Annotated in this window: 16 protein-coding genes; 6 read left to right on the forward strand and 10 right to left on the reverse strand. The window is 36.7% G+C overall.

What is annotated here, in order from left to right:
- The 6 genes from COX77_00105 to rpsB form a co-directional block, all read right to left on the reverse strand.
- A partial coding sequence (locus COX77_00105; GenBank protein PIZ99897.1) for a hypothetical protein occupies positions 1-312 on the reverse strand: 312 nt, incomplete at its 3' end.
- A gap of 150 nt (positions 313-462) precedes the next feature.
- Positions 463-1,470 (reverse strand): type I glyceraldehyde-3-phosphate dehydrogenase, encoded by a 1,008-nt coding sequence (gene gap / locus COX77_00110; GenBank protein PIZ99898.1) that lies wholly within the window; start codon positions 1,468-1,470, stop codon positions 463-465.
- A 416-nt stretch (positions 1,471-1,886) separates the two neighbouring features.
- Positions 1,887-2,696, reverse strand: coding sequence for a stage 0 sporulation protein (locus COX77_00115; protein PIZ99899.1), 810 nt, complete (start codon positions 2,694-2,696; stop codon positions 1,887-1,889).
- Between the two features lie 68 nt (positions 2,697-2,764).
- Positions 2,765-3,481 (reverse strand): UMP kinase, encoded by a 717-nt coding sequence (pyrH, locus tag COX77_00120; protein PIZ99900.1) that lies wholly within the window; start codon positions 3,479-3,481, stop codon positions 2,765-2,767.
- A 5-nt stretch (positions 3,482-3,486) separates the two neighbouring features.
- The gene (gene tsf, locus COX77_00125) at positions 3,487-4,068 is read right to left on the reverse strand and encodes an elongation factor Ts (GenBank protein PIZ99901.1); all 582 of its coding nucleotides are present in this window, start codon (positions 4,066-4,068) and stop codon (positions 3,487-3,489) included.
- Positions 4,069-4,091: 23 nt separating this feature from the next.
- Positions 4,092-4,832, reverse strand: a complete 741-nt coding sequence (gene rpsB, locus COX77_00130; protein ID PIZ99902.1) for a 30S ribosomal protein S2 — start codon at positions 4,830-4,832, stop codon at positions 4,092-4,094.
- Positions 4,833-4,945: 113 nt separating this feature from the next.
- Between rpsB and COX77_00135 the strand changes: the two genes are divergently transcribed.
- From COX77_00135 to COX77_00155, 5 genes are all read left to right on the forward strand, one after another.
- The gene (locus COX77_00135; GenBank protein ID PIZ99903.1) at positions 4,946-5,332 is read left to right on the forward strand and encodes a hypothetical protein; all 387 of its coding nucleotides are present in this window, start codon (positions 4,946-4,948) and stop codon (positions 5,330-5,332) included.
- Positions 5,333-5,824, forward strand: a complete 492-nt coding sequence (locus COX77_00140) for a hypothetical protein (GenBank protein PIZ99904.1) — start codon at positions 5,333-5,335, stop codon at positions 5,822-5,824.
- Positions 5,825-5,931: 107 nt separating this feature from the next.
- Entirely contained in the window at positions 5,932-6,216 is a 285-nt protein-coding gene (locus COX77_00145) for a 50S ribosomal protein L31 (GenBank protein ID PIZ99905.1), read from the forward strand.
- A gap of 57 nt (positions 6,217-6,273) precedes the next feature.
- A complete protein-coding gene (locus tag COX77_00150) occupies positions 6,274-7,338 on the forward strand; it encodes a peptide chain release factor 1 (GenBank protein PIZ99906.1) in 1,065 nt (354 codons plus the stop codon).
- Positions 7,313-8,176 carry a hypothetical protein gene (locus COX77_00155; GenBank protein ID PIZ99907.1) on the forward strand — a complete coding sequence of 288 codons (864 nt, stop codon included), beginning with the start codon at positions 7,313-7,315 and terminating at the stop codon, positions 8,174-8,176. Before COX77_00150 ends, COX77_00155 begins: the two co-directional genes overlap by 26 nt.
- On the opposite strand, the gene COX77_00160 is transcribed toward COX77_00155, so the two are convergent.
- The 4 genes from COX77_00160 to COX77_00175 all read right to left on the reverse strand — a co-directional run bounded on the left by COX77_00160 (position 8,147) and on the right by COX77_00175 (position 11,427).
- A complete protein-coding gene (locus tag COX77_00160; protein PIZ99908.1) occupies positions 8,147-8,560 on the reverse strand; it encodes a hypothetical protein in 414 nt (137 codons plus the stop codon). The two genes, COX77_00155 and COX77_00160, sit on opposite strands and share 30 nt — an antisense overlap.
- A gap of 137 nt (positions 8,561-8,697) precedes the next feature.
- Positions 8,698-9,357 (reverse strand): 50S ribosomal protein L25, encoded by a 660-nt coding sequence (locus COX77_00165; GenBank protein PIZ99909.1) that lies wholly within the window; start codon positions 9,355-9,357, stop codon positions 8,698-8,700.
- A gap of 93 nt (positions 9,358-9,450) precedes the next feature.
- Entirely contained in the window at positions 9,451-10,578 is a 1,128-nt protein-coding gene (locus COX77_00170; GenBank protein ID PIZ99910.1) for a hypothetical protein, read from the reverse strand.
- Positions 10,579-10,581: 3 nt separating this feature from the next.
- Positions 10,582-11,427, reverse strand: a complete 846-nt coding sequence (locus COX77_00175) for a hypothetical protein (protein ID PIZ99911.1) — start codon at positions 11,425-11,427, stop codon at positions 10,582-10,584.
- 81 nt (positions 11,428-11,508) lie between these two features.
- On the opposite strand from COX77_00175, the gene COX77_00180 reads away from it, so the two are divergent.
- Positions 11,509-11,883: a hypothetical protein gene (locus tag COX77_00180; protein PIZ99912.1), complete on the forward strand. Its 375-nt coding sequence runs from the start codon at positions 11,509-11,511 to the stop codon at positions 11,881-11,883.
- Positions 11,884-12,009: the final 126 nt, after the last annotated feature.

The raw sequence follows: 12,009 nt of genomic DNA on the forward strand, positions 1-12,009 counted from the left end.
AACGATACCCTCATCAATATAACCACGACTTACGGCATTATTTTTTTCCACTACAGAAACAGTATAAAAATGATCGTAATCATGCCACAGACGATAGATTGGCACACTGCCAGCGAAAGCTACCAAGGACCACTGAAAAACAGGACCATTATTAATGTAACCTTTATTCTTTACCACTTGCTCTACTTCCGCTAAACTACTGGTATAAAAATGGTCGGTCAAAATGGGCTGATAAAGCTCATAAACATTTTGCCAATCCTGGGCTGGCAAATAAAATGAAATAAGCACCAATAATAAATTAAGCTTTTTCATCACTAACTCCTTTTTGTTAAAGTTCAAAATTGATTACTCTTAGATACAAAGAAAAAAACAGAGCTCTTTTCAGAACCCTGTTTTCTTTGTAACTATAACTTATTTTTTTAAAACTTTATTGTCAAGAGAGAAACTGTGGACAACTACTAATTATTGACTAATATATTCTGCGAGTTCCACCAAACGATTGGCATAACCCCATTCGTTGTCGTACCAAGCAACAATCTTGACCAAATTACCGCCAACGACTTGTGTTAAACCCAAATCAACTCTCGTCGAGTATGGATTACCAATAATATCGGAAGAAACGAGTGGTTCTTGGCTAATTTGTACAATATTTTTATAACGAACCTGGTGACTAGCTTTCTGTAAAGCTTCTTTTACTTGATTGACTGTTACCTTTTTTTTAATCACAAAAGTAAAATCAGCAAGTGAGCCTACTGGCACCGGTACTCTGACGGCTAGGCCGTCAAACGAACCAGCTAAGTGTGGTAATGTTTGCGCTACGGCCTCAGCAGCACCAGTACTGGTTGGTATAATATTTAAAGCAGCTGCCCGCGCTCGGCGTAAATCCTGATGTGGACCATCTACTAAATTTTGATCGGCAGTATAAGCATGAATAGTAGTCATCATGGCTTTGTCGATACCAAAAGCTTGATCAATGATTTGCACAATTGGCGCTACGCAATTTGTCGTACAGGAGGCATTATTAACCACCTTTTGTTTCCGATAATTTTCTTCATTGACACCCAGAACTAGTGTTGCCACTCCGTCACCTTTAGCTGGTGCACTAATAATCACCTTCAAAGCGCCAGCGCGTAAATGTTTGCTAGCCAAAGATTTAGTACGAAACTTACCAGTGCACTCTAAGACAACATCAACTTTCAACTTTTTCCAGGGTAATTTTTCCGGTTCCAACTGTGCATAAACTGGAATTCTTTTTTTATTAACTACTAGATAACTACCCTTAGCCTCAATAGTACCCTGCCACTGACCATAAGCAGTGTCATATTTTAACAAATGAGCCAGTGTTTTCGCTTCCGTCAAATCATTAATAGCCACCACTTCTACATTACTTTTTGCTTGGACAATCTTCAAAGCTGCTCGACCAATACGGCCAAAACCGTTGATCGCCACTCTTATTTTATTCTTGGTCATAGTATTTATAGATAATTTATTAACTATTTGATTATATTATGATTTAACAAATAAAAAAAGCACCAACCCCTGGGGTTAATGCTTTGGTAATTCTATTTCTGAATAATGTCTTGATGATCATATTTATAATGTTTATCATCAACTGAAATTAAATACAATCCTTGTTGTGGTTTGGTCCTGGTCATTACAGCATTACCGGAACCTAAGAAATGCATTAATCCACATTGGGAACAAGGGGCGGCGGGTGTAGTGCTTTCACACCCCGTCCGAATATTATCTCTCTTGGTTAAATCCAGAGAATTTTTACACGCATAACAGTGAATTTCTTCTGGTATGATACTAACTCCTAATTTGTTGAAGGAACTATGAAAACTATATTATCTAAAACTTAGAATAAATTACTAATTCTGTCAATATTACTTTACTTCAACCTTCACGATGTTAGAGCCTTTTTTGTCATCCTCCACCCTAACATCATAAGTGCCCTTGATAACATTAACACCAATTACTACTCCTTGACCATCTTTGGTCTTGACCACCTTACCAACAACCGGAAATTTCTTCAGTCGTTCTTGATAAAAATCTTCTTCATAAGCCAAACAACATTTTAAACGGCCACAAAGACCAGAAAGTCGTTCACTGCCACGATGGGCTACTTGTTGATCTTTGGCATAATCAGTGGAAACATTGCCCAGCTCTTTCAAATGACTACGGCAACAAATTCGGCGACCACAGGAACCGATGTCGCCAACTATTTTCGCTTCATCGCGAACACCCAGCTGGTGCATACGAATAGATTTTTTAAATTTTTTAGTTAACTCTTTTACTAACTCACGAAAATCAACCCGGCCATCGGCGATAAAAGCCAAAACAATCCTACTGCCATCAAAAGAAACCAAACAATCTACTAATTTCATTTGCAGAGTTGTTTTCTTAACCATTTCTTGACACTGTACTAATTTACTTTCATTGTCCTTATTATTTTCTTGATACTGTGCTAAGTCATCATCAGTAGCGCGCCGAATATAGGGTTTAACTTGCTGATCCTCGACGGTATTATCTTCATTTATTTCACGCCAACCAACAACTTTTCCCAAATCAAGCCCGAGGGCTGTTTTTACCACCAGGTAATCACCAATACTTAATTTTGTTTGGTCAGTTTTTTCGGGAAATAAAAAAAGATAAATTTGATCCCAATGGGCAAATTGTAATTCAATGGCTTTCATATGTAAATAGAAAAAAATTAAAAGTTAAATGTCTCTGTTGTTTGGCTGGCTCCAAGTAACAGTCAAAATTATTTACTAGCACTCACTAGCGTACCGATCTTGCCACCCAGTGCTGACAAACGAACATTCTTTGCTGTTAATTCAAAAATAAGGATGGGAATTTTCTTTTTTTCTGCTAAGCGAAAAGCTTGTTCATCCATAATCTTTAGTTTTTGTTGATAAGCCATCCGCCAAGTTAAAGATGATATTTTCTTGGCCTGCTTATTAATTCTCGGGTCGCTGTCATAAACGCTGTCCACATCCGTTGCTTTAAGAATAATATCGGCCTTAATCTGACTAGCTCGCCAAACAGCAGCAGTGTCCGTAGAAACACCTGGTTTACCAGTACCACCAGCAAAAATAATAATTTTTTTCTGCTGCCACGCTTTTTTGATCGCTGCGGGCGTTGCTAATTGTACTACGGGTTTTATTTGCCAGGGTGATAAAACAACACAATCAATATTATTTTTCTGCCAAACAGCTGATAAAGCCAAACAATTAATGATCGTTGCTAACATACCCATATAATCCGCTTGCTCCTTTACCATTTTAGTGGGATCAATAGAACGCCCACGGATAATATTACCACCACCGATGACAACAGCTAAATCGACATGCTCTTTTTTCAAATATTTAATCTCCGCTGCCAACTCACCGGCCAAATCAAAATTGTAACCAGCCTCTGATCCACTGAATAATTTACCGGATAATTTCAATAATGCTTTTTTATTTTTAGTTAAACGCATAGTGATTAAATGGCGTAACGAGTAAATTTACTGAGAACAATTTTTTCCCCAATTTTAGCCGTTACATCAACTAACATTTTCTCCATGGTCATACTATCGTCTTTAATATAGAGTTGCTTTAACAAACAATTAATTTGATAAAACTTTTCCAGCTTGCCCATAATAATTTTCTCCACAATTTCCGTCGGTTTATTTTGATCAGCCATTTCCGCCCGATAAATTTCCTTTTCCTTTTCCAAAATTTCAGTAGGAATATCCTCAGGACTGACATACTGGGGAGCAGTTGCTGCTATCTGCAAAGCTACCTCATGAACAAATATTTTAAAATCTTCATTACGCGCCACAAAATCGGTTTCACAACCAACTTCTAGTAAAACACCAACCTGCCCACCAGGATGGATATAAGATTCGATTAATCCCGCTTTAATTTGACGGTCCTGCTTCTTACTGGCGATTTTTTGCCCTCTCTTGCGTAACCATTCACAAGCTAAATCGTAATCGTTGTTATTTTCTTTCAACGCTAAATGACAGTCGTTCATCCCAGCGCCAGTTGCATTACGCAACTTTTTTATTAGATCCATGCTCATATTATTTGATTGTTAGTTATCTTTTATTTTTGCTTTTTCTTGCCTAGTACACAAGCGTCAGCAATTGCATTAGTTAAAATTTGAATTGATTTAACAGCGTCATCATTGCCAGGAATTGGATAATCAATCAATTTCGGATTAGAGTTAGAGTCACAAATAGCAATGATCGGAATTTTTTTCTTCTTAGCCTCCGCTAAAGCGGTTTCGTCTTTCTTAACATCAACCAAAAAAACGGCTTGTGGTAATTTCTCCATCGAGGCAATGCCTTCGACCATACTTTTTAACTTTACCACTTCTCTTTCTTTTTCCAAAGATTCTTTCTTGGTATAACGACTCCATTCACCTTTCGCGTTTTGTTCTTCCATCCTTTTCAATTTCTTGGACAAACTAATGATGTTATCAAAATTAGTAAAAGTACCGCCCAGCCAACGGGTATTAATATAAGGCATACCCGCAGTAATAGCTGCTTGTTTTACTATTTCACTAGCTTGCTTTTTGCTGGAAACAAAAAGAATAACTCCATTATTGGCAGTTACCTCTTCCGCGAATTTAGTCGCCTCTTCTAGCTTAATCTGAGTTTGCTCCAGATCAATCAAGCTAATATTTTGTTTAATCCCAAAAATATAGGGTTCCATGCCAGGATGTCTTTTGGCTTTGGTATGACCAAAATGCACTCCGGCTTTTAGTAAATCGATTAATTCTACTGTCATATTGTTTTTCCTTTTACCGCCATCCAAGCAGTTTTTCAGCCAAATTTTTAACACTAATGGCTAAAAACAGGATTGGCTGCTGATCTTGCATGTGAGTTAATTAATTAAGCAACATTATATTAACAGAAATAAACAACATTGGCAAGTAATCCAAGCCGTGATAAAATATGATCATGCCAATTGATAAACAACTATTTTTCTGGCGTTTACTGGTCAACTTCTGGGGTTGCTTAACTCTTTTGTTTTTTGTTGCCGATTTTTTAATTAATGATCGTTATTTTAATGGTTCGCTAAGTAGCCTATCTTTAGTTTATGGTGCGATTTTAGCGATCTATGTTGGCACTAAAGAATTTACGCGCTGGAAAAATAAAGCTTATATATCACAGCATTTTGGCGAATTATTTATTATCATCTGGACAGTCTTGATGATTATCTTTATCTTCTTCGCCGCCTTTAATCCCCACTATCAAATATCGCCGGAATTTACTGCTACCTATATTACAGTTATGGGTATTTTTGCTGTTAGTCAAAAATCTAAAAGCCTAAAAGGTTAAATGAAAATTTCCCCAATTAGGTTCAGTAAAATTAATCAATTTTTGACTTATTATCATAGTAATGCTAGTTTATCCATAATAAACTATTGTTCCTTTCACCAAAAAATAGGAGCTGTGATGAAAAAAAGAATAAAACAAAACCTTGCCAGACGAAAGGTACTTATTATTCATCCGGACTATGGATTTTGTCGAAATCTGTCCAGTACGCTCAACGACCAAGACCGATTTGATGTTCATTGTTTTACGCAAATAAATCACATCCAAAGAATACCCGCTAACTTGAAAATTGATCTCTTACTGATCAGCTCTGATTTGCTACAAAAAAAAGTTCATCCTACCGTCAGCAAAATCCTCTCAGCGAACCAATCAAAGATAACTGTTATTGCTAAAGACTCAACTAAAATAATCAATCATCAGGAATTCGTTTACACCAATCGTTTTGATTTAAAAAAAGATTTAGTCAACTTTATCGATCAACAGTTACAACAATAAAGCACTACTCGTTATTCCACAATCAGGATTAACGAGTTTTTTATTAGGCGTTGACAAAAAGAAAGTGATTTGCTATATTATATTCGTTAATTTACTATTATTTTACTATGAAAAAAGACATTCATCCAAAATATTATACTGATGCCAAAGTCATTTGCGCCTGTGGTAATACTTTTACTGTTGGCTCAACAGTACCGGAAATCAAAATAGAAATGTGTTCCAGTTGTCATCCTTTCTATACTGGTAAACAAAAATTGATTGATAATGCCGGTCGGGTTGATCGTTTCTCCCGTTTGGCCGCTAAAAAAACTGCGGCTTCTGCTGTCCGTAAAGGTAAAAAGGCTAAGAAAGTCGCCAGTCTTGCTAGAGCAAAAGATAAAAAAGAAAAATAACTTCGATGCTAAAAAACTCTAACGATTTTTGTTGGAGTTTTTTATTTAGGTAAAACTATGAAAAATTTATTAAAGCAATACCAAACAAAGAAAGAGGAACTGGAAAAAGCCATGCAAGAAATGGCTGTTTTACAAAACTCGGAAATGTTAACCAAATTATCCCAAGAGTACTCAGAGATTCGCGAAATTGTCGAAAAAATTGATCTCTACCTACGACAAGAAAAAGAACTTAATGATTTACTACAGCAAATTGCTCAAGAAACAGATAGTGAAATGAAAAACATGATTCAAGAAGAGATTAATCAACTACAAATAAATGTGCCGCAACTAAAAAATGAAATTAATGAACTCATTACCCCAATTAATCCGCTTTACAAAAAAAATTGCATTATGGAAATAAGAGCTGGTACTGGTGGTGACGAATCAGCACTTTTTGCTGCTGATTTAATGCGTATGTACAGTCGCTACACAGAACGACAAGGATGGAAAATGAATATTATCTCTTTGAGTAGAACTGAATTAAGTGGCATCAAAGAAGCGATTATTGAAATTATCGGCCGCGATGCCTATGGAAAACTTCATTTCGAGAGTGGCGGTCATCGGGTACAACGAGTGCCAGAAACAGAAAAAGCTGGTCGTGTTCACACCTCCGCTGCGACTGTCGCTGTCTTCCCGGAAGCTGAGGAAGTGGATTTAAAAATAGAAAGTAAGGATCTGCGTATTGATACCTTCTGTGCCTCTGGTCATGGCGGCCAAAGTGTTAATACGACCTACTCAGCAGTACGTATTACCCACCTACCGACTGGCCTGGCTGTTTCCTGCCAAGACGAGCGATCACAACAACAGAACAGAATGAAAGCAATGCAAGTATTGCGCTCGCGATTATTACAAAAAAGTGAAGATGAAAAAAGAGCGAAAGAAGCTGCCGATCGAAAGTCCCAAGTCGGAACTGGCGATCGCAGTGACAAAATACGAACTTATAACTGGCCCCAAGATCGTATTACCGATCATCGTGTCAAAGAGTCGTGGCACAATATTACCACCATTCTTGATGGTGATCTAGATCAAATAATTACCGTCTTACATCAATCAGAACATGTTCTCGCTATACCAGATCAGTAATAAATCTTGGTACCAAAAATATTTTTATCACCAAGACCAAGAAATAATCTTAGCCTATCTTATCCAACAAGAAAGGACTTTTATTTTTACTCATCCAGAGTTTAAATTTTCTCTCACTATTTTATTACGCTTTCTCTACTATTTATCGCGACGGCGACAAGACTATCCTTTGGCTTACTTAGTACAAAAAAAAGAGTTCTATAATTTAACTTTTACCGTAAATAAACACACCCTGATTCCGCGGCCAGAATCCGAACTTTTTATTGATCAAATAAATATCATCCAACCAGCTCAAGAAAAAATTTCTGATCTCGGGACCAGTAGTGGTTGTCTCGTAATAACCGCAGCAAAACTTTGGCCCAACAATCAATTCTTTGGTAGTGATATCAGTAAAAAAGCACTGCAAATAGCCCGATGCAATGGTCATGCACATGCTACCAATATTACCTTATTAACAGGCGACTTATTAACCCCCTATTACCAGAATAATATTAAACCAACGATTATCTTGGCTAATTTACCATATCTTAAACCAGAAGAACTGAAAGAAAAAACCATTCTTCATGAACCGCGAGGTGCTCTTTTGGGCGGGAATAATGGATTACGAGTATATAAACGCCTACTGGAACAAATTAATCAGTACCACTATCAACCCAAGTTTCTTTTTTTAGAAATTAATCCCGAACAAGTAACACAAATGACGTATTTACTCCAACAAAAAATGCCCGCTTATCAATATGACTTGATTACCGATACACAAGGATTAAATAGATTAGTTAAAATTTACTTATCGTCCACCAAGCAAGAACTAGCCCTTAATAAATTTATCAATCGCTAAAACTTTATCTACTCTGTTAATAGCAACATACAAACCCCTGATACACACCAGGGGTAAAACTGGCACCGTTAATCCTTGCCACGCTACTTCTTGAGCTAGACCAAAAACATTGATGGTACGATCAGCAAAAGAACTGATCTCTACTTCTTGATTATTAATATTAAGAATCAACTGCCAACCTTTAATCGGATCATGGCTGTCTTTTTGAATATAAGTAGCCAAGGCTTGACGAAAAATATCTATACCCCGATCATTGGTGACGATGTCTAAATCCCGGACTACAACCGCCAGACCCCAAAGACGCAGAGCAAAACTACCTTCTAACCACCAATCAAATTTTTCCGCGGGCAAGGAATTAATTATTATTTTTAAAACTTCTGGCATGCTATTTATGATAACCTTTAACAAATAAATTCATCCACTACTTATCAAGTATAATCTAAATATTCCTAAAAAGTCCACACTAATTAAAAAACCACCCTTGAACAAACAAGAGTGGTTTTATTGTCAACGAAATAAATTTATTTTTTACCGTCTTCTTTCTTTTCTTCAGTTACTGGCGTTGCTACTGCCTCACCTTCCGCTGGTGCCGCTGCCACCGCCGCAACAGCTTCTACCTTTGGTGCGCGTACAGAAACAATCATCTGCCCGGGATCAACTTCATACTCCACACCCTCACTTAAAGCTAAATCTTTAATATGAATAGCGTCATTTAAATCAGCCAGAGTTGAAATATCTACCTTGATTTCATGAATCAATTTTTCTGGCAAACACTTGATATCCAAATGATCTAAAGACTGAATCATAATAGCACCCATAAATTTTACCGCCGGTGACTCACCGACTAAATGAATAGGTATTGTTACTTCTACTGGTTTAGTTAAATCTATAGCTACTAAATCAATATGAATAATACTATCTTTTACTGGATCTCTTTGCACTTCCCGAAAAATAATCTTAGTCGTCTTACCATCCGGTAATTGCAAGGCGACAACTGTGGAAGTACCAGCCTGTAAATAGACTTTCTCGGCCTCTTTTTTATCTAACCAAATGTTTTGATTGGCTTGCTGAAAGCCATAAATAACAGCGGGAATTTTACCTACGCGCAATCCGGCTTTTAAGACTCCTCTATTACCCAACTCTCTGATTTGGGAGTTTAAAATAACATCTTGAATAACCATAAATTAAATATAAATGAATAAAATTGGTGGTGTTTAGCAACAACATTAAATCATATTTCATGACCTTGGTCAATAGGGGTTGGCAAAACCTGACTAAAACTCCTTACTCTGACCATAAACAAAGAGCTTTTCTTTTTTACTAATTAAATAGCTTTGAATTAAACCCAAGGCAATATAACTAGTCACCAATGAACTGCCACCGTAGCTAACAAATGGTAAAGTAATACCGGTAACTGGCAAAATGCCAATATTCATACCAATATTAATAATTGTCTGGACGCTGAGATAAATAAAAAAGCAAAGTAACATCCAGGTTCCATAAGGATCACCGCCTTCCCGTACGGCATTTAATAGGCGCCAGAAAAAAACTAAATACAATGAAAGCAAAAGCAGTACTCCCCACCAACCAAAACTTTCAGCAATAACAGCAAAAATAAAATCTGAGTACTGTTCTGGTAAAAAATTAAGTTGGCTCTGGGTACCGAGTCCCAAGCCTTTGCCCAAAACCTGTCCGGAGCCAACGGCAATGATCGCTTGTTGAACGTTATAACCATGGGACTGCGCATCTTGCTCAGGATTAATAAAGGACATAATACGCGCTTGTTGATAGGGTTGTAAAAAACTATTCCAAATTATAAAACCGCCAACAATAATAACACCAAAAATTGTCAACACTTGCCGCCAATTAATCTTAGTCATCAAAATAGCAACCAGCCATAAACAAAAAATAATAAAAGCCGAACCAAAGTCCGGTTGCTGAGCTACCATTGCCGCAATTACAGCAACGACTAATCCCGTCCATAAAACATGGCGCCAAAGATAGAAAACTTTACTTTTCTCGCTTAAATATTTTGCTAAGAAAAAAACAATAGCCAGTTTAGCAAATTCAGCCGGTTGGAAGGTTTGACCAAAAACAGCAAACCAACTACTAACACCACGAATCGGTTCGGCGATTAAAACCAGGGCTAATAAAATAAAAACAAAGAGAAAAAAAATCTTATTATAATTTTTACTAATACGATAATCAATGCGAGAGATTAATAAATGCAAAGCAAATCCCAGCAAAATAAAAAAGGCCTGGCGAATAAAAAGATTAGACCAATTCATATTTTCTTGGCTCGTTAAGCTATAAAGCGCCGCCAGAGAAAAAAGATTAAGAAAAAGAATATTTATTATCAAAAACCAATCCAACTTTTTCCACCAAATCAGCCAACTAAACATAGCTTATTCTTTTAAGACTTTAGGATCAAATAAATTTATCTGGGGGATAATCTTGACCGAACTAACCGTCGGAATATTTTCCGCCCAGCTCACCATCAGATTCTTACTACTCAAACTGGGCAATTCATTAATTTGTATATAATTATAAGCAATTGGTTGCGCACCACTGAGTAAAATTACCTGGAAACCAACATCCCAAAAATTATTCACTGATTTGTTGGTTACCTGCCATTCCAACTGTCCGCCACGTAACAAGGAAACGCCTAACTCCCGAGCTGACTTAAACTGAATTTGATCAACGATTAAATTAATTTCCGGAAAAGGCCGATCCTTACGTAATCTCTGCCACTCTTTTTTTGCTAATACCAGGCTCGCTGATTGACTGGTGGAATCAATGCCCAAAGCTAATAAATATTTTTCTTCACTGGGCAGAAACCAGCTGCTTTGCACTGGCGTCTTCTCGCCACTAGCCAAAACAAAATAATAATCTATTTGTTTAATACCCCAATTTTCATTCGGGTTAGCTATCAAAACGCCAACATCTACTCGCTTAGCTCCGGTAGGAAAAACTTTTACATCATCAATAATCAAATCTCTAATGCGTTCATTCTGATAATAAGCTGCCCATTTAATATAATTAGGGTTCTGCAAGCGCCAATAATCAAGCTCTGTTGCTCCCCGCCACCAATACCAGCACAAACCGTAGAGAATATAAATAAACATTACTGTAGACAACACTAAAAGAATCTGTACGAAAATTCGCTGCAGCTGTTTTTTGTGTAAAATATACCAATAAGCATATTTTAACTGCTGATCGGATAATCCATAACTGTTGTTAGGGGTAGCCATAATTAATTATATTTTACCATTTTTTTATAGTTTTAACCAAATAGAATTCCACGCCGGGAGTTGACAACGCCGGGAGTTAAATTGGTTAAATTATCCAAAAAGCAATTTCTTCAGATATTAATCTTTCTGTGGTATAATAAAGACCTAAAATTACTTATGCTGGAAACATCAAAAGATTTACTCAATATAGTCATTGCCTTCTGCGTCCTCTGGTTTACAGCGTTTGTTTGTTGGTTTATTTATTATGTAATCAACATCATTAAACGCGTTGCGGAAACTATGGATCAGGTGGCAAAAATGGCTAATGGCGTTAATCAATTCTTTGACGAAGCAAAAACAAGAATGCAAAAAGCTAGCTCCTATTTACCACTAATTATTGATGGAGCCAAGAAATTGTTCGAGTTTGCCAAAGAAAAAAAAGACGGCACTAAAAGAAAAACAAAAAAAACCGAATAGCTCTTATTTGGTTTTATTTTTTATTAACAAAACTAATTGCCTTGGTTCTCATTTTTTATTATGTCATTCGTTCACCTTCATACTCATAGTCACTACTCGTTACTGGACGGTCTAGCTAAAATTCCG

It is taken from the genome of Candidatus Komeilibacteria bacterium CG_4_10_14_0_2_um_filter_37_10 (assembly GCA_002793075.1).
In the GTDB taxonomy this organism is placed as follows: domain Bacteria; phylum Patescibacteriota; class Patescibacteriia; order UBA1558; family UBA1558; genus UM-FILTER-37-10.

Excerpts from the sequence above, each read along its gene's own strand:
- COX77_00115 (PIZ99899.1), bottom strand. The coding sequence starts at position 2,696 with ATGAAAGCCATTGAATTACAATTTGCCCATTGGGATCAAATTTATCTT.
- COX77_00145 (PIZ99905.1), top strand. The coding sequence starts at position 5,932 with ATGAAAAAAGACATTCATCCAAAATATTATACTGATGCCAAAGTCATT.
- COX77_00140 (PIZ99904.1), top strand. The coding sequence starts at position 5,333 with ATGAAAATTTCCCCAATTAGGTTCAGTAAAATTAATCAATTTTTGACT.
- COX77_00135 (PIZ99903.1), top strand. The coding sequence starts at position 4,946 with ATGATCATGCCAATTGATAAACAACTATTTTTCTGGCGTTTACTGGTC.
- tsf (PIZ99901.1), bottom strand. The coding sequence starts at position 4,068 with ATGAGCATGGATCTAATAAAAAAGTTGCGTAATGCAACTGGCGCTGGG.
- COX77_00170 (PIZ99910.1), bottom strand. The coding sequence starts at position 10,578 with ATGTTTAGTTGGCTGATTTGGTGGAAAAAGTTGGATTGGTTTTTGATA.
- pyrH (PIZ99900.1), bottom strand. The coding sequence starts at position 3,481 with ATGCGTTTAACTAAAAATAAAAAAGCATTATTGAAATTATCCGGTAAA.
- gap (PIZ99898.1), bottom strand. The coding sequence starts at position 1,470 with ATGACCAAGAATAAAATAAGAGTGGCGATCAACGGTTTTGGCCGTATT.
- COX77_00150 (PIZ99906.1), top strand. The coding sequence starts at position 6,274 with ATGAAAAATTTATTAAAGCAATACCAAACAAAGAAAGAGGAACTGGAA.
- COX77_00175 (PIZ99911.1), bottom strand. The coding sequence starts at position 11,427 with ATGGCTACCCCTAACAACAGTTATGGATTATCCGATCAGCAGTTAAAA.
- COX77_00155 (PIZ99907.1), top strand. The coding sequence starts at position 7,313 with ATGTTCTCGCTATACCAGATCAGTAATAAATCTTGGTACCAAAAATAT.
- COX77_00160 (PIZ99908.1), bottom strand. The coding sequence starts at position 8,560 with ATGCCAGAAGTTTTAAAAATAATAATTAATTCCTTGCCCGCGGAAAAA.
- COX77_00165 (PIZ99909.1), bottom strand. The coding sequence starts at position 9,357 with ATGGTTATTCAAGATGTTATTTTAAACTCCCAAATCAGAGAGTTGGGT.